We start from the raw sequence: 14,986 nt of genomic DNA on the forward strand, positions 1-14,986 counted from the left end.
CGGCGGCCGGACGCCGGACCTGCGGGGCGGAAGGCGGCCCCACCTGCATGGGCCCATAGTTGCATATGCATGGTTGGCCGAAGCTTCGTCTGCCTATAGTCTCGTGACAGTGTCGTGACCACCGGCCCGTCCCTGGCGGCGGGCCGCAACGCGGATGCCGTTCCATGCGCACCATCACCGGGGCAGAGCTGAAGACCGTCCTGCACCACCGCATGCTGATCGAGCGCATGCGGCAGAGCTTCCGCAGCGAGATCAAGGTGCCGGTGCGCCACCATCACACGGTGGAGACCTACGGCGAGCAGGACGCCACGCTGCTTCTGATGCCGGCCTGGCAGGTGAACCAGTCGATCGGCGTGAAGATCGTCACGGTCTTCCCCGACAACGGGGCGAAGGATCTGCCGGCGGTGCAGGGCGTCTATCTGCTGATGGATGGCAAGACCGGCATTCCGCAGGCGCTGTTGGACGGGCAGGCGCTGACCAAGCGGCGCACCGCCGCCGCCTCGGCGCTGGCGGCGACCTATCTGGCGCGGCCCGACTCGCACCGGCTGCTGGTCGTCGGCACCGGCGCCCTGTCGCCGGAGCTGATCGAGGCCTACACCACCGTGCTGCCGATCAACCATGTGCTGGTCTGGGGCCGCAACATCGAGAAGGCGAAGAAGATCGTCTCGCGCTTCCACCGGCCGAAGTTCAAGCTGGAGGCGACCGACGACCTGGAGGGGGCGGTGCGCGGCGCCGACGTCATCTCCTGCGCCACCCTGGCGAAGGACCCCCTGATCAAGGGCGAATGGCTGCAGCCGGGCCAGCATCTCGACCTCATCGGCGGCTTCACGCCGGAGATGCGCGAGGCCGACGACGACTGCATCCGCCGTGCCCGCGTCTTCGTGGATACCCGCGAGGGGGCGTGCAAGGAGGCGGGCGACATCGTCCAGCCGCTGCAGTCCGGCCTCCTGACCCCCGACGACATCGCCGGCGACCTCTACGACCTGACCCGCGGCGAGCGGGCGGGCCGGCGCTATTACGACCAGATCACCCTGTTCAAGTCGGTCGGCACCGCGCTGGAGGATCTCTGCGCCGCCCAGCTCGCGGTGGAGATGGTGCTGCACAACGACTCGATCCGCTGACCCGCGCGGGAGACCGGCACCATGCGCGTCACCGTCGTCGGCGCTGGCATCATGGGGCTGACCACCGCCTGGGCGCTGGCCCGGCGCGGCCACAAGGTCGCCGTCTTCGATCGCGGCCATGTGCCCAACCCCTTCGGCAGCTCGGTCGACCAGCACCGGCTGTTCCGCCACGCCTATGGCGACCGCGCCGGCTATGCCCGCATGGCGGCGACCGCGGCGGCGGCCTGGGACCGGCTGTGGCAGGATCTGGGGGAGACGCTGCTGGTCCCCACCGGGACGCTCTGCGTCGCCGCGGCGGAGGACGGGCGGCGCTGGCTGGCCGACAGCGCCGCGGTGCTGGAGGGGCTGGGCCATCCGGTCCGCCGCCTGACCCCGGCCGGGATCGCCGCGGAGTTCCCGCTGGTCGACGCCTCCGCGCTGGCCGAGGGGCTGTATCTGGAGAGCGGCGGCGTGCTGCTGGCCGGCCGCATCGTCGAGCTGCTGTCGCACCATCTCAACAGCCTGGGGGTCACCGTCCATGCCCGCACCCCCGTCGCCTCGCTCGACCCGGAGCGGGCGGAAGTGACGCTGGCCGATCGGCGGGTGATCGGCGCCGACATGCTGGTGATCGCGGCGGGCGCCTGGGTCAACCGGCTGCTGCCGCGGACGACGGGCCGCCTCGTCCCGTCGCGGCAGGTCGTCGTCTACCTGACGGCGCCGGAGGGAACGCGCGCCGCCTGGAGCCGCGCGCCGATGCTGATCGACGCCGACGGGGAGAGCGGCGTCTATGTCGTGCCGCCGGTGGCAGGCACCACGCTGAAGGCCGGCGACCACCGCTTCTCGCGCAGCGGCGATCCCGATGCCGACCGCGATCCCGATCCGGAGGAGGCGGTGGCCGTGCTGGATACCGCCCGGCGGGTGCTGGCGGACGGACACCGCTACACGCTGGCCAATGCCGCCACCTGCTTCTACACCGTCACGGCCGACGAGCGGTTCGTGATCGAGCCGCTGACCGGGCGGAGCTGGCTGATGAGCCCCTGTTCCGGCCATGGCTTCAAGTTCGCCGCGGCGCTGGGAGAGGCGCTGGCGGAGGCGATCGACGAGCCGGCGAAGGCCGCCGCCCTGCCCGTCTGGTCGGCCGGACTCATTTAGTCTCGAAGGATCGGAACGCCGCCGGCTGGTTCCTGTTGCAGTGGGACACCCAAACCACCGCAATGAAAAGGACCGCAGCGATGGCCGAAGATCCTCGCAAAGTCGGCGTTTACGACAACGACACGACCGGCCGGACTGGCGCTGCCGGGCATATGAGCTGGTGGATCATCGCGCTGATCGCGCTGGTGGTGATCGTCGCGCTTTACCTGATCTTCTGAGCGCGCGGCATCGCCATGACTTCCGGCCGGGATCCGGAGGAACGCCGGATCGTCTTGCATGAGGAGGCGCTGTCCGTCGGCAAGCGGCCGGTGGAGCGCGGCTCCGTCAGCATCGCCACCATCGTCCACGAGCGTCGGGAGCAGGTGGACCTCGACCTCGACCGCGAGAGCGTGGAGGTGGTCCGCGTTCCGGTCAACCGGCCGGTCGAGGTGGCGCCGGCCCCGCGCCAGGACGGCGACACCCTGATCATCCCGATCCTGGAGGAGGAGCTGGTCGTCACCAAGCGGCTGGTCCTTCGGGAAGAACTGCATGTCCGCAAGAGGACCGAGCGCCGGACCGAACGGATCGCCGAGACGCTGCGCTCCGAGGAGGCCGTGGTGACGCGGCACGACGGTAGGACGCCGGACGAGTCCCAGACCAACCCCCCTTTCCGAGAGCAGGAGTGACCGCTCATGCAAGCCCAGACCTCCGCCAAGACCATCGTCGCGCTGTATGACGATCTGTCCGGCGCCCGGCAGGTGCTGACCGAGTTGCAGTCCGCCGGGCTGCGCAACGACTTCACCATGATGGGCGCCGAGAACGCCGCCCTCTCCACCGCCCATGATGGCGTAGACGGCGGCGTCGGCGGCGGCGCCGCCGATGGCGGGGGCTGGCGCCACGCGTCGGCGCTGGGCGGGACCAGCCTGCATGGCCGCGGCACGCGGGTCGATGCGCTGCAGCGGCTGGGCGTGCCGAAGGGCGATGCCGAGATCTTCGCCGAGGGCGTGCGGCGCGGCGGCGTGCTGGTGATCGGCCGGGTGGAGGATGCCCGCTGCGACGAGGCGCTGGCGGTGATCGAGCGTCACAGCCCGGTCGACATCCGCGAGCGCGGCGACTCCTACCGCTCCACCGGCTGGACCGGCTACGACGGCATGGGCGAGGACTATGACGAGACCCGCGCCCTGGAGGAGCGCACCCGCTACCGCGGCACCGCCTCCGGCACGATGACCGGCACCATGGCGGGGGCCGGCCTCACCGGCTCGACCGGGCTCAGCGGTGCCGACACCCAGCGGACCACGACCGACATGACGGGCGACGCGGGCCTCGGCGCAGGCACCGCCGGGACAGGCGTCGGCAGCGGAGCCGGCAGCGGGTTGGGTGCGGCGGCCCAGGGAATGCGCGACGTCAACGCCGGCGAGGAGGAACGCATCCCGGTCGTCGAGGAGCAGCTCAACGTCGGCAAGCGCGAAGTGGCGCGCGGCGGCGTGCGGGTCCGCAGCTATGTCGTCGAGACCCCGGTGGAGGAGCATGTCCGCCTGCGCGACGAAACCGTGACCGTGGAACGCCGCCCGGCCGATCTCGCCGCCGGCGACCTGCCGGCCGACGCCTTCCGCGAGCGGACCATCGAGGTGACCGAGACCGACGAGGAGGCGGTGGTCGAGAAGGCCGCCCGCGTGCGCGAGGAGGTGGTGATCCGCAAGGAGGTGGAGGTGCGCGACCAGGCCGTCTCCGATACTGTCCGCCGCACCGAGGTGGAGATCGAGGACGACCGCACCGCCGACCGTCCGCTCGACCGCGGTGTGGCCGACCGCGGCGTCTCCGACCGCTCGGTGACCGACCGCGTCGTCAACCCGGGTCGCGACCGCTCCGGCGCGTGACCTCGGACGATCCCGGCGGGGGAGGGGCGCCCCTCCCTCCCGCCGCTGGCATCGGGGGGCGTCCCTTGCTAGGGTGGCGCGGGGTCGACCCCTGTCTTCCGCGCTGATCCAAAGGACGCCTCCCATGATTTCGCCCGCCTCGCGCATCTTCTGCGCCGTGGACACCACGGACCTCGACGCCGCCCGCATTCTCGCCGGGCAAGTGGCCGGGGCGGTTGGCGGCATCAAGCTGGGGCTGGAGTTCTTCGTCGCCCAGGGGCCGGCCGGCGTGCGCGCGGTGATCGGCGAGGACGGCCCGCCGCTGTTCCTCGACCTGAAGCTGCACGACATCCCCAACACGGTGGCCGGCGGGGTGCGGGCGGCGCTGCCGCTGCGTCCGGCCTTCATGACCATCCATTCCTCCGGCGGCTCCGCCATGATGCGGGCGGCGGCGGAGGCCGCGTCGGTCGCCGGTCCCGACCGGCCGAAGATGCTGGCGGTCACCGTGCTGACCAGCCTCGATGCCGCCGACCTGTCGGCGGTCGGGCAGGACGCCGCGGTCGCCGACCAGGTGAAGCGGCTGGCCCTTCTGGCGAAGGAGTCGGGCATGGACGGCGTGATCTGTTCCCCGGCCGAGGTGGCGATGCTGCGCGCCGCCTGCGGTCCCGACTTCATCCTGATGGTCCCCGGCATCCGCCCGGTCTGGGCGGCGGCCAACGACCAGAAGCGGCTGATGACCCCGGCCCAGGCCGTGGCCGCCGGGGCCGACCATCTGGTGATCGGCCGCCCCATCACCGGCCAGCCCGACCCGGCCGAGGCGGCGCGCCGGATCGCCGCGGAGATCGAGGCTGCGGAAACCGGGGAGGCGGCCCGATGAGCGTCGCCATCAAGATCTGCGGCCTCAGCGAACCGGAGAGCCTGCGCGCCGCGGTGACCGGCGGGGCGCGCTATGTCGGCTTCGTCTTCTATCCGCCGAGCCCGCGGTCGGTGGCGCCGGCCATGGCGGCGGAGCTGGCCCGTCTGGTGCCGACCGGCGTGCGCGCCGTCGGGCTTTTCGTCGATCCCGACGACGAGCTGCTGGAGCATGTGACCGGGCAGGTGCCGCTCGACCTCATCCAGCTCCACGGCCGGGAGGAGCCGCGGCGCATCGCCGCCATCAAGTCGCGCTTCGCCCTGCCGGTGATGAAGGCGATCAAGGTGGGCGGGCCGGAGGATCTCGCGGCGGCGCTGGAGGCGGCGGAGGTCTGCGACCGGCTGCTGTTCGACGCCAAGCCGCCGCCCAAGGTGGCGGCCCTGCCGGGCGGCAACGGCATCGCCTTCGACTGGACCCTGCTGAAGGGACGGACCTGGCCGCGGCCCTGGATGCTGTCGGGCGGCCTCACCCCGGACAATCTGGCGGACGCCGTGGCGACCACCGGAGCGTCGGAAGTCGACGTGTCGTCGGGCGTCGAGGACCGGCCGGGCCACAAGGATCCCGAACTCGTCCGCCGCTTCCTGCAAGCCGCCGCCGGGCTGTGAGGACCGCCCGTGCCGCCGGGCGGTCCGGTGGCGCGACGCTTTGCCCGATCTGGAACCGGGACTGGACCATCCACATCTCTCGTTAACCGTCCTGGCCTGATGATGGCCGGCATGGCGCCGATCCGTCCGTCCATGCCGAGATCCCCGTCGGAACACCGGAGCTGCCCGGGGTTTTAGGCAAATGGTCGGCCTTTTCTTGGTTGCATGGCGCTGACGCCGTTGTCGCTTAGGGTGACCGCATGAGCGAACCGACCGACAGCCTCTCCCCCGCCGACGCTCTGGGGATCGTGCTGGACGAGCATCTGCGCTGGATCGGCCAATGGCACCGCGCCGCCCTCTACCGCGGCGGGCGCGGCGGCGAGCGGGTGTCCGCTCCGGCCTCCTTCGCCGCCTGGTGCGCCGCGGCCAGCCGCGACGACCTCGTCCATCAGCCGGCGGTGCAGAAGCTGGTGGCGCTGCACGAGCAGATGCACCGGCAGGCCAAGCTCGTCCTGCTGAAGGCGGCCGCCGGCGAGCCGCCGACCGAGGCGGAATACGAGTCGGTGGTCGGCCGCTTCGACGAGTTCGTCGTGCATCTGCGTCGGATGGAGCGCGCCTTCGGGGCGGCGGCCTCCGGCCTCGATTCGCTGACTGGTCTGCGTACCCGGCGCGGCATGCAGGAGGCGCTGGAGCGCGAGCACAACCGCTTCCGGCGCTCCGGCCAGACCTTCTGCCTCGCGCTGTGCGACATCGACCGTTTCAAGTCGATCAACGACACCTACGGCCATGACATCGGCGACCGGGTGCTGGCCGCCACCGCGGCGGTGATCAGCCGGAGCATCCGCAGCTTCGACGAGGCCTTCCGCATGGGCGGCGAGGAGTTCCTGCTCTGCCTGAAGGAGACCGGCGCCGACGAGGGGTTCCAGGTGATCGAGCGGCTGCGCGTCGACCTGATGGAGTCGCCGGTCGCCCTGCCTGACGGACGGATGGTGCCGGTGACCGCCAGCTTCGGGCTGGTGGAGGCGATCGCCGACCAGTCGGTGGACGAGATGATCGTCTGCGCCGACCGCGCGCTCTACCAGGCCAAGAACAGCGGGCGCAACCGCGTCATCCGCTATCGGCCCGACCGCCCTGCCGCACGCGGCGCGCGCAGGAGCGGCGCCGAGGTCGCCTGATCCGGCCGGGCGGTGCCGCCGGAGTTCGGCCCGCGCTGTCGGTGCGGCTTGGCCCCGGACGGCAGGCCGGCTAGGATCGGAAAATTTCCCCGAAAGCCGCTGTGACCGGACTCCATGCATACCCTGTCTGAGTTCCCGAACCTGTTCATCCTCGACCACCCGCTGATCCAGCACAAGCTGACGCTGATGCGGTCCAAGGAGCGCTCCACCGGCGGGTTCCGCACCCTGCTGCACGAGATCTCGCTGCTGATGGGGTACGAGATCACGCGCGACCTGCCGATGACCACGGAGCGCATCGAAACGCCGCTGCAGGCGATGGACGCCCCGGTGATCGCCGGCAAGAAGCTGGCCATCGTGCCGGTGCTGCGTGCCGGCCTGGGCATGGCGCAGGGGCTGCACGACCTCGTGCCTTCGGCGCGCGAGGGGCATATCGGCCTCTACCGCGACCATGAGACCAAGCAGCCGCACGAGTATCTGGTGAAGCTGCCGCCGGCGGAAGGCCGGCTGTTCATCGTGGTCGACCCGATGCTGGCGACCGGCAATTCCGCCGTCCATGCCTGCGACGTGCTGAACCGCCACGGCGTCGCCGACGAGAACATCCGCTTCATGGCGCTGGTCGCCGCCCCGGAAGGGGTGCGGGTCTTCCACGCCGCCCATCCGAACGTCAAGGTCTTCACCGCCTCGCTCGACAGCCACCTGAACGAGGACGCCTACATCGTCCCCGGCCTGGGCGATGCCGGCGACCGCATGTTCGGGACCAAGTAAGGACCGGTGCATCGGGACCGGTGGCGGCGCCCGTCCCCCGGCGGGGAGGGGTGCCGTGCCGGTCAGGCCGGGGCCGTCTCGGCGGCGGCCTGCTTCATCACGTCGGCGACCATGCCGTACATGGCGGTCCAGGCCGCGCGCAGGTCCGGCGTGAAGGCCGGGCCGAAGGCGGTCGCCAGCGTGTCGAGAAGGGCGGTGGCGACGGTGTCGTAATGGGCGTCGGTGACGCCGTAGGCCTTGTGCCGGACGCCGAGCGCGCGGACCGTGTCGAGGATGGCGTCCGGCCGCTTCAGGTTCTGCACGGCGATCCCGATGGTCGCCATCAGCTTCTGCCCCTGCTCGGCGATGTCGCCCTTGAAGAGCGGGCGCAGCGACGGGTCAAGCTCGAAGAGCCGGTTGTAGAACAGCGCCGCCGCCTTGTCCTTGATGGCGGCCACCTGCTTGAAGCTGTCCTGTACCAGGACGATCTGCTCCGGCGTCATGTTGTCCCTTTCCCTGTTCCGGCGGGCCCGGACCGTACCACGACCCTGGGGCGTCCTTGCCGAAGCACTCGGAGAGCTTCAACCGGATTCGGTACCCAGAAAGTTTCCCCTGCGGACTGTTGCTCCCGGTGGAACGGACTGAGGCGGGAGGCTGGCCTTCACCGGACATGCTCGAACGATTACCTGTGGGCCTGTTCGTCGACCATTCCGTTCCTCGTTCATTGGGAGTTCCGCCATGACCAGCCCCACCACCGCCACGATCCGCCCCGTGCTTGCCGCCGTCGAGGGCATGGCGGCCTCCGACGGGGCCGGCGTGCAGATGACCCGCATGCTGGGCACGCCGCGGCTGCGGATGCTCGACCCCTTCCTGATGCTCGACCTGTTCGGGTCGGACGAGCCGCAGGACTATCTGGCCGGCTTCCCCGATCACCCGCACCGCGGCTTCGAGACCGTGACCTACATGCTGGCCGGCCGCATGCGTCATCGTGACAACCACGGCCATGAGGGGGTGATCGAGACCGGCGGCGTGCAGTGGATGACCGCCGGCCGCGGCCTGATCCATTCCGAGATGCCGGAACAGACCGAGGGGCTGATGCGGGGCTTCCAGCTCTGGATCAACCTGCCGGCCAGCCTGAAGATGAGCGAGCCGCGCTACCAGGAGTTCCCGGCCGACCGCATCCCGGTGGAGCGGCGGGCGGACGGCACGACCGTCACGGTGATCGCCGGGGCGACCGCCGCGGGGACCGCCGGGCCGATCCGGTCCGACTCGACCGAGGCGCTCTATTTCGACGTCGCGCTGCCCGCCGGTGCCACCTTCACCGAGCCGGTGCCGGCCGGACACACCGCCTTCCTCGTCCTGTTCGAGGGAGCGGCGACGGTGGGGGAGGGGACCGAGGTGCTGACCGGGCCGCGCGTCGTCGTGCTGGGCGAGGGCGGGCAGGTGCGGGCGACGGCGGGGCCGGAGGGCGCGCGCTTCCTCCTGCTTGCCGGGCGCCCGATCGGCGAGCCGGTGGCCTGGGGCGGCCCCTTCGTCATGAACACGCGCGAGGAGGTGATGCAGGCCTTCCGCGACTATGAGGCCGGCCGCTTCTGACGCCCCGGCCCGGACGGACCGGGGGTTGTTGCTGCAACGCAACAGCCCCCGGTTCGTTTGACAACACATCGCTTGCGCAGGCCCCAACCGGGGGTATCATGCCGCCATCCGGGGTAGGACCCGAAACCAAGGGGCGAGGGGCCGAGGCGATGCGCGTGTTTCGTCTGCTAGGACGTCGTTTTCAGGGGTGCCTTGTCGCGGCGGCAGCCGTCCTCGGCCTCCAGCAGCCGGCCGGCGCGGTCGACTTTTCCAAGATGGGCACCGAGATGGGTCCCGAAGGCGCCTGGACCAGCCAGTGCGACATCGACCGCATGACCGACAGCAAGGTCTGCCGCCTGATGCACTACCGCCTGTTCGACGACGGCAAGGACGTCGGCTTCATCGCGCTCAGCGTCATTCCCACCGGCAACGATTATCACCTGTTCCTGACGACCAGCCAGGGCATGGTGGAGAGCTGCGCCATCCGCGTCGACCGCCAGCCGCGCATCGAGTCGCACATCGCCACGCTGAACATGTGCATGTTCCCGAACTTCATGTCCGGCCGCGTGGTGGACCAGTTCCGCAACGGCGCCTCGATCCTGGTGCGCGTCAACTTCCTGCGCGCCGGCAAGCGCGACATCGATTTCTCGCTGAACGGCTTCTCGCGGAACTTCGAGGAGATGCAGCGCAGCCTGCAGTAAGGCCGGCGCTTCGGTCCGCGGTCGCCGGATGACGGAACAGGCCCGACGGGTGATGCCCCTCGGGCCTTTTCCATGTCTCCGGGCGCCGCTCAGCGCCAGATTCCGCGGCCCCGGCCGCGGCGGTCGTCCTCGTCGAACAGCTCGGCGAGCTTGTTCATCATGGTGCCGCCGAGCTGTTCGGCATCCACGATGGTGACGGCGCGGCGGTAGTAGCGGGTCACGTCGTGGCCGATGCCGATCGCCACCAGCTCGACCGGCGAGCGGGTCTCGATCATCTCGATCACCTGGCGCAGATGGCGCTCCAGATAGTTGCCGGCATTGACCGACAGGGTCGAGTCGTCCACCGGGGCGCCGTCGGAGATCACCATCAGGATGCGGCGCTGCTCCGGCCGGGCGATCAGCCGGTTGTGCGCCCACATCAGCGCCTCGCCGTCGATGTTCTCCTTCAGGATGCCTTCGCGCAGCATCAGGCCCAGGTTCTTGCGCGCCCGCCGCCAGGGCGTGTCGGCCGCCTTGTAGATGATGTGGCGCAGGTCGTTCAGGCGGCCGGGGTTCGCCGGCTTGCCGGCGGAGACCCAGCTCTCGCGGGCCTGGCCGCCCTTCCAGGCGCGCGTGGTGAAGCCCAGCACCTCCACCTTCACCGCGCAGCGCTCCAGCGTGCGGGCGAGGATGTCGGCGCTCATCGCGGCGATGGAGATCGGCCGGCCGCGCATGGAGCCGGAATTGTCGATCAGCAGCGAGACGACGGTGTCGCGGAAGTCGGTCTCCTTCTCCTTCTTGAAGGAGAGCGGCAGGACCGGGTTGACCACCACGCGGGCGAGCCGGGCGGCGTCGAGAATCCCTTCGTCGAGGTCGAAGTTCCACGAGCGCTGTTGCTTGGCCAGCAGGCGGCGCTGCAGCCGGTTGGCGAGCTTGGAGATCACGCCCTGGAGGTGCTGCAGCTGCTGGTCCAGCATGTGGCGCAGCCGGGACAGCTCGTCCGGGTCGCACAGGTCGGCAGCGTCCACCACCTCGTCGAACTGGGTGGTGAAGGGCTTGTAGGCGTTGGGATCGACGTCGTTGCGCCGGGAATTCTCCGGCCGCCAGGGCTGGCCGGGACCGGCGGGCTGCTCCGCCCCCTCGCCCTCGCCCATCTCCTGGTCGCCTTCCTCGCCGCCGCCTTCCTCGGCGCCCTCGCCCTTCTCGGGCGAGTCGTCCATCTCGGAGGAGGACATCGAGTCGGCGTCGCTCTCGGCATCGTCGGAGCCGCGGGTCTGGCCGCTGTCGGGCTGGTTCTCGTCCTGCTCGGACTGGTCCTCGCGGTCGTCCTCCTCCTCCTGCTCCGGCTCCTGCCCGACCTCCATGTCGAGGTCGGCCAGCAGGCGGCGCACCGCGCGGGCGTAGGCGTCCTGGTCGTCGACGAACTGGTCGAGGCCCTTGAGGTCGCGGCCGAGCTTCTCGTCGATCCAGGGGCGCCACAGCTCCACCGCATGGGCGGCGGAGGGCGGCGGCGGCGCGCCGGTCAGCGCCTCGCGCGCGATCAGCCGCAGCACCTCGGGCAGCGGGACCTGCTCGCGCTCCTCCATGCGGTCGAAGCCCTGGCGGTGGTAGCGCTCGTCGAGCGCAGCCGCGAGGTTGGCGGAGACGCCGGCCATGTGGCGGGCGCCCAGCGCCTCGCAGCGCGCCTGCTCCATGGCCTCGTAGGCGGCGCGGGCGGTGTCGCCGAGCGGCATGCGGTGGGCGTGGATGGCGTTGTCGTGGAAGCGCAGCCGCAGCGACACGGCATCCGCGGCGCCGCGCAGCTTGGCGACGTCCTGCGGGTTGAGGTCGCGCGCCGGCAGCGGCACCCGCACCCGCGCGCCGGACAGGCCGGGCGGATCGGAGGAAAAGCCCACCTGCACATCGCTCCGGCCGGAGAGTGCACGCACCGTGGCGGCGGTGGACCGCTTGAAAGCCTCGACGGGGTTTTCGCGTTCGGACATGGGAGCTTCGGCAGGTTGACGATGGAAGGGAGACTACAGTGTCTTCACGGATCACACGGACTGACGCACGGACGGCATGGATTTCTCCTTCGACAGGACGCGCCGGATGTCGTGGCCGGCCCGCCGAAACTGAAAATCAGACCGACCTGCAGGCCGCTTGCGCGCAGGTGGTTCAGCACCTGCTTGACGTGCGGCTGGACGAGGGAACCTCCAACCCGACATCCTGGCCACGTTCACGGAGGTCATGGACCAGAGCCTTCTGATAGACCGGTCCCACGATGCCCTGGCCGAGCGTGTTGTAGACCTCGTAAGCGGTCCCGATGGCGCGCTCCGTCAGAGTTTTGATTTCCGGTCCGAGAAACACCCTCATCCGCAAAATCCGTGGATCCGTCCGGCAAAACCGTGAAGACCAGGAGCCTTCACGGTTTTTCGGACTTGCGTGCGGCTACACCAGGTTCGCCTGCACCCCGGTTTCCGGCAGTTCGACGCCGAAGCAGCGCTGGTAGTACTCGGCGACCGCCGGCCGCTCCACCTCGTCGCACTTGTTCAGGAAGGTGATCCGGAACGCGAAGGCGACGTCGTTGAAGATGCGGGCGTTCTCTGCCCAGGTGATGACCGTGCGCGGGCTCATCACGGTGGAGATGTCGCCGTTGATGAAGCCGCTGCGGGTCAGCTCGGCCAGCCGCACCATCGCGGCCACCGTCTCGCGTCCCTTGGGGGTGTCGTAGTCCTTCACCTTGGCGGCGACGATCTTCACCTCGGCGTCCAGCGGCAGGTAGTTCAGGGTGGCCACGATGTTCCAGCGGTCCATCTGGCCCTGGTTGATCTGCTGCGTGCCGTGGTATAGGCCGGTGGTGTCGCCTAGGCCGACCGTGTTGGCGGTGGCGAACAGGCGGAAGGCCGGGTGCGGGCGGATGACGCGGTTCTGGTCGAGCAGGGTCAGCTTGCCCTCGACCTCCAGCACGCGCTGGATCACGAACATCACGTCGGGGCGGCCGGCGTCGTACTCGTCGAACACCAGGGCGCAGGCATGCTGCAGCGCCCAGGGCAGGATGCCCTCGCGGTACTCGGTCACCTGCAGCCCGTCGCGGAGCACGATCGCGTCCTTGCCCATCAGGTCGATGCGGCTGATGTGGCTGTCCAGGTTGATGCGGATGCAGGGCCAGTTGAGGCGGGCGGCCACCTGCTCGATATGGGTGGACTTGCCGGTGCCGTGATAGCCCTGGACCATGACGCGGCGGTTGAAGGCGAAGCCCGCGAGGATGGCCAGCGTGGTGTCGCGGTCGAAGCGGTAGGCCTCGTCCACGTCCGGCACATAATCGGTGCGCTGGCTGAAGGCGGGCACCGTCATGTCGCTGTCGATGCCGAAAGTCTCGCGCACCGACACCGTCGTATCGGGCACATGGTCGAACAGGGCCGAGCTGGCCTGCGAAGCTCCGGGAGAGGGCATGGGAGGTCTTATCGTTCCAGCGGGTGACTGACGTCCGGCGGGCGCGCGGGCGGCACCTGCCGGGAGGATTTATACACCATAACAGGCTTTCAGCGTGTTGTAGGCCTGATTGATGATTTTCAGCTTTTCTTCGGCGTCCCTGTCGCCGCCGTTCGCGTCGGGATGGTGGATCTTCACCAGTTCGCGGTAGCGCGCCTTGATGCGGGCGAAGTCGACCGGCGGGGCCAGGTCGAGAATCAGCAGAGCCTCCTCCTCGGCGCTGCGGGCGGACTGGCGGCGCTGGGACTTCTCCTGCTCCTTGTCCTTGCCGGCCTCGCGCCCGAACTCGAAGCTGAAGCCCTGGGCGGCACGGTCGCGCAGGAACTTCTCCTGCGTCGCCCAGTAGCCGAGCGGCCAGCTCGGCCGCTGCCAGGTCGTGTCGCGCCGCAGGTCGGCCTCGATCTGTTCGGGCGACATGCCGGCGTAATAGTCCCAGGCGCGGTTGTACTCGCGCACATGGTCCAGGCAGAACCACCAGTACTCGTTCAGGCTGTTGCGGTTCTTGGGCGCGCGGTACTCGCCGCCGCCGGCGCAGCCCGGGTGGTCGCACGCGCGCGTCGCGGTGCGGGGGCTGGGATCCGAAGCGAATGCGTAGCGGGCACGGCTCTTGGTCATCCTCGGATTATGGGAAGCGGCGGCTGCCGTGGCAAGCGCGGGCGCCGTGGTCCTCCGTTGCCCCGGCGGGGGGCGGGAAACGCCCGCCGCGGCTTGACATTTGGCCGTCGAGGCACCCTCCTGGCGCGAGACATAGAAGAGGCGAGACCCCCATGAGCTACGCAACCCGAATCCGCACCAAGCTGGCCGAGGCCCTGGCGCCCGAGCGCCTGGAGGTCGTCGACGAATCGGCCCGCCATGCCGGCCATGCCGGGTCCCGCCCCGAGGGCGAGACGCACTTCCACGTCACCATCGTCTCGGCGGCCTTCGCCGGCCGGTCGCGCGTCGAGCGGCAGCGGATGGTGTACAGCCTGCTCGCCGATGAACTGCGGGAGCGTGTTCATGCGCTCGGCCTGACGACGCTCGCCCCCGGCGAGGGCGGCTGAACAGTTCGGCGGCCGGTCGCGGCCGGAATTACATACATAAGCATGCTACCCACGGTCGATTTTATTGGATCGGAAACGTGGAATAGGCGCGGGCGCAGTTGCATTTCTCGCTTCATTGAGTAAAGTGCGGGTTATGCAACCATTTATCGCGCCGTGGCAGGCTTTTGTTTCGCTCGCCTGCCAGCGGCTTCGTGGAAGGGGCTGCGGATGGCGAAGCGTGGGCCGAAGAAGCGGGTGACACCTCCTCCCACCGGGGTGGAGCCGCTGAGAAGCCAGAACATCATGATCGGCGGGCATCGGACCAGCATGCGGCTGGAGCCGTCCATGTGGGACGCGCTGGAGGACATCGCCCGCCGGGAAGGGATTTCGGTCAACAAGCTCTGCACCCGCATCAAGGAGCGCATCGGCGAGCAGGCCCGCCGCCGGGGCCTGACGGAGGATCAGACCGACGTGACCCTGACCTCGGCGGTGCGGGTGTTCATCGCCGCCTACTACCGCAGGGCTTGCACCGAGGAAGGACATCTGCGCGCCGGCCACGGCGGCAGCGATCCCTTCGTCGGCACGCCGTTCGAGCTGCTGCCGCAGTCGGAGGAGACCGAGGGTCCCGCGGCGGGTCCCGCGGCGGGCGCCGCCGCGGGGGGAGCCTTCCCGGCCACCGGTCCCCAGCACCTTGCCGCGCCGCGCCATCCCACGCAGCGGCTCGACGCCTGATCGCGG

18 protein-coding genes are annotated in these 14,986 nt (G+C 70.0%); 13 read left to right on the plus strand and 5 right to left on the minus strand.

Going from position 1 to position 14,986, the window contains the following annotated elements:
• Positions 1-164: 164 nt before the first annotated feature.
• The 9 genes from lhpI to upp all read left to right on the plus strand — a co-directional run bounded on the left by lhpI (position 165) and on the right by upp (position 7,524).
• A complete protein-coding gene (gene lhpI, locus DEW08_RS08580) occupies positions 165-1,121 on the plus strand; it encodes a bifunctional Delta(1)-pyrroline-2-carboxylate/Delta(1)-piperideine-2-carboxylate reductase (protein ID WP_109326231.1) in 957 nt (318 codons plus the stop codon).
• A gap of 21 nt (positions 1,122-1,142) precedes the next feature.
• The gene (locus tag DEW08_RS08585) at positions 1,143-2,252 is read left to right on the plus strand and encodes an FAD-dependent oxidoreductase (RefSeq protein ID WP_109326232.1); all 1,110 of its coding nucleotides are present in this window, start codon (positions 1,143-1,145) and stop codon (positions 2,250-2,252) included.
• 80 nt (positions 2,253-2,332) lie between these two features.
• Entirely contained in the window at positions 2,333-2,470 is a 138-nt protein-coding gene (locus tag DEW08_RS31110; RefSeq protein ID WP_168220324.1) for a hypothetical protein, read from the plus strand.
• A 15-nt stretch (positions 2,471-2,485) separates the two neighbouring features.
• A complete protein-coding gene (locus tag DEW08_RS08590) occupies positions 2,486-2,917 on the plus strand; it encodes a YsnF/AvaK domain-containing protein (protein ID WP_109326233.1) in 432 nt (143 codons plus the stop codon).
• Positions 2,918-2,923: 6 nt separating this feature from the next.
• Complete coding sequence (locus DEW08_RS32170; RefSeq protein ID WP_245986505.1) at positions 2,924-4,108, plus strand: YsnF/AvaK domain-containing protein; 1,185 nt, start codon at positions 2,924-2,926, stop codon at positions 4,106-4,108.
• 124 nt (positions 4,109-4,232) lie between these two features.
• Positions 4,233-4,964 carry an orotidine-5'-phosphate decarboxylase gene (pyrF, locus tag DEW08_RS08600; RefSeq protein ID WP_109326234.1) on the plus strand — a complete coding sequence of 244 codons (732 nt, stop codon included), beginning with the start codon at positions 4,233-4,235 and terminating at the stop codon, positions 4,962-4,964.
• On the plus strand, positions 4,961-5,605 hold the full coding sequence (locus tag DEW08_RS08605; RefSeq protein ID WP_109326236.1) for a phosphoribosylanthranilate isomerase: 645 nt from the start codon (positions 4,961-4,963) through the stop codon (positions 5,603-5,605). Before pyrF ends, DEW08_RS08605 begins: the two co-directional genes overlap by 4 nt.
• Positions 5,606-5,844: 239 nt before the next feature.
• Positions 5,845-6,759, plus strand: coding sequence for a diguanylate cyclase (locus DEW08_RS08610; RefSeq protein WP_109326237.1), 915 nt, complete (start codon positions 5,845-5,847; stop codon positions 6,757-6,759).
• A 114-nt stretch (positions 6,760-6,873) separates the two neighbouring features.
• Positions 6,874-7,524, plus strand: a complete 651-nt coding sequence (upp, locus tag DEW08_RS08615; protein ID WP_109326238.1) for a uracil phosphoribosyltransferase — start codon at positions 6,874-6,876, stop codon at positions 7,522-7,524.
• A 62-nt stretch (positions 7,525-7,586) separates the two neighbouring features.
• Here upp and DEW08_RS08620 read toward each other — a convergent pair whose 3' ends face one another.
• Positions 7,587-8,006 carry a globin family protein gene (locus DEW08_RS08620; RefSeq protein WP_109326244.1) on the minus strand — a complete coding sequence of 140 codons (420 nt, stop codon included), beginning with the start codon at positions 8,004-8,006 and terminating at the stop codon, positions 7,587-7,589.
• A gap of 235 nt (positions 8,007-8,241) precedes the next feature.
• Between DEW08_RS08620 and DEW08_RS08625 the strand changes: the two genes are divergently transcribed.
• A complete protein-coding gene (locus tag DEW08_RS08625; protein WP_109326245.1) occupies positions 8,242-9,099 on the plus strand; it encodes a pirin family protein in 858 nt (285 codons plus the stop codon).
• 266 nt (positions 9,100-9,365) lie between these two features.
• Positions 9,366-9,779, plus strand: coding sequence for an invasion associated locus B family protein (locus DEW08_RS08630; RefSeq protein WP_245986506.1), 414 nt, complete (start codon positions 9,366-9,368; stop codon positions 9,777-9,779).
• Between the two features lie 89 nt (positions 9,780-9,868).
• Here DEW08_RS08630 and cobT read toward each other — a convergent pair whose 3' ends face one another.
• The 4 genes from cobT to DEW08_RS08650 form a co-directional block, all read right to left on the minus strand.
• Positions 9,869-11,740: a cobaltochelatase subunit CobT gene (gene cobT / locus DEW08_RS08635; RefSeq protein WP_109326248.1), complete on the minus strand. Its 1,872-nt coding sequence runs from the start codon at positions 11,738-11,740 to the stop codon at positions 9,869-9,871.
• Between the two features lie 172 nt (positions 11,741-11,912).
• The gene (locus DEW08_RS32175) at positions 11,913-12,110 is read right to left on the minus strand and encodes a GxxExxY protein (RefSeq protein WP_245986508.1); all 198 of its coding nucleotides are present in this window, start codon (positions 12,108-12,110) and stop codon (positions 11,913-11,915) included.
• A gap of 75 nt (positions 12,111-12,185) precedes the next feature.
• Entirely contained in the window at positions 12,186-13,190 is a 1,005-nt protein-coding gene (cobS, locus tag DEW08_RS08645; RefSeq protein WP_109326249.1) for a cobaltochelatase subunit CobS, read from the minus strand.
• A 69-nt stretch (positions 13,191-13,259) separates the two neighbouring features.
• Positions 13,260-13,844, minus strand: coding sequence for a J domain-containing protein (locus tag DEW08_RS08650; RefSeq protein WP_109326250.1), 585 nt, complete (start codon positions 13,842-13,844; stop codon positions 13,260-13,262).
• Positions 13,845-13,996: 152 nt separating this feature from the next.
• Here DEW08_RS08650 and DEW08_RS08655 point away from each other — a divergent pair, with 152 nt between their 5' ends.
• Positions 13,997-14,269 (plus strand): BolA family protein, encoded by a 273-nt coding sequence (locus DEW08_RS08655; RefSeq protein ID WP_109326251.1) that lies wholly within the window; start codon positions 13,997-13,999, stop codon positions 14,267-14,269.
• A 207-nt stretch (positions 14,270-14,476) separates the two neighbouring features.
• Entirely contained in the window at positions 14,477-14,980 is a 504-nt protein-coding gene (locus tag DEW08_RS08660; RefSeq protein ID WP_109326252.1) for a ribbon-helix-helix domain-containing protein, read from the plus strand.
• The last annotated feature ends 6 nt before the right edge of the window (positions 14,981-14,986 follow it).

Origin of the sequence: Azospirillum thermophilum (assembly GCF_003130795.1) — a bacterium.
GTDB lineage: Bacteria > Pseudomonadota > Alphaproteobacteria > Azospirillales > Azospirillaceae > Azospirillum > Azospirillum thermophilum.

Coding starts and splice junctions, on each gene's coding strand:
- DEW08_RS08590 (WP_109326233.1), top strand. CDS start 2,486: ATGACTTCCGGCCGGGATCCGGAGGAACGCCGGATCGTCTTGCATGAG.
- DEW08_RS32175 (WP_245986508.1), bottom strand. CDS start 12,110: ATGAGGGTGTTTCTCGGACCGGAAATCAAAACTCTGACGGAGCGCGCC.
- DEW08_RS32170 (WP_245986505.1), top strand. CDS start 2,924: ATGCAAGCCCAGACCTCCGCCAAGACCATCGTCGCGCTGTATGACGAT.
- DEW08_RS08660 (WP_109326252.1), top strand. CDS start 14,477: ATGGCGAAGCGTGGGCCGAAGAAGCGGGTGACACCTCCTCCCACCGGG.
- upp (WP_109326238.1), top strand. CDS start 6,874: ATGCATACCCTGTCTGAGTTCCCGAACCTGTTCATCCTCGACCACCCG.
- DEW08_RS08585 (WP_109326232.1), top strand. CDS start 1,143: ATGCGCGTCACCGTCGTCGGCGCTGGCATCATGGGGCTGACCACCGCC.
- cobT (WP_109326248.1), bottom strand. CDS start 11,740: ATGTCCGAACGCGAAAACCCCGTCGAGGCTTTCAAGCGGTCCACCGCC.
- DEW08_RS08605 (WP_109326236.1), top strand. CDS start 4,961: ATGAGCGTCGCCATCAAGATCTGCGGCCTCAGCGAACCGGAGAGCCTG.
- DEW08_RS08630 (WP_245986506.1), top strand. CDS start 9,366: ATGGGTCCCGAAGGCGCCTGGACCAGCCAGTGCGACATCGACCGCATG.
- pyrF (WP_109326234.1), top strand. CDS start 4,233: ATGATTTCGCCCGCCTCGCGCATCTTCTGCGCCGTGGACACCACGGAC.
- DEW08_RS31110 (WP_168220324.1), top strand. CDS start 2,333: ATGGCCGAAGATCCTCGCAAAGTCGGCGTTTACGACAACGACACGACC.
- DEW08_RS08620 (WP_109326244.1), bottom strand. CDS start 8,006: ATGACGCCGGAGCAGATCGTCCTGGTACAGGACAGCTTCAAGCAGGTG.
- DEW08_RS08625 (WP_109326245.1), top strand. CDS start 8,242: ATGACCAGCCCCACCACCGCCACGATCCGCCCCGTGCTTGCCGCCGTC.
- lhpI (WP_109326231.1), top strand. CDS start 165: ATGCGCACCATCACCGGGGCAGAGCTGAAGACCGTCCTGCACCACCGC.
- DEW08_RS08650 (WP_109326250.1), bottom strand. CDS start 13,844: ATGACCAAGAGCCGTGCCCGCTACGCATTCGCTTCGGATCCCAGCCCC.
- DEW08_RS08610 (WP_109326237.1), top strand. CDS start 5,845: ATGAGCGAACCGACCGACAGCCTCTCCCCCGCCGACGCTCTGGGGATC.
- DEW08_RS08655 (WP_109326251.1), top strand. CDS start 13,997: ATGAGCTACGCAACCCGAATCCGCACCAAGCTGGCCGAGGCCCTGGCG.
- cobS (WP_109326249.1), bottom strand. CDS start 13,190: ATGCCCTCTCCCGGAGCTTCGCAGGCCAGCTCGGCCCTGTTCGACCAT.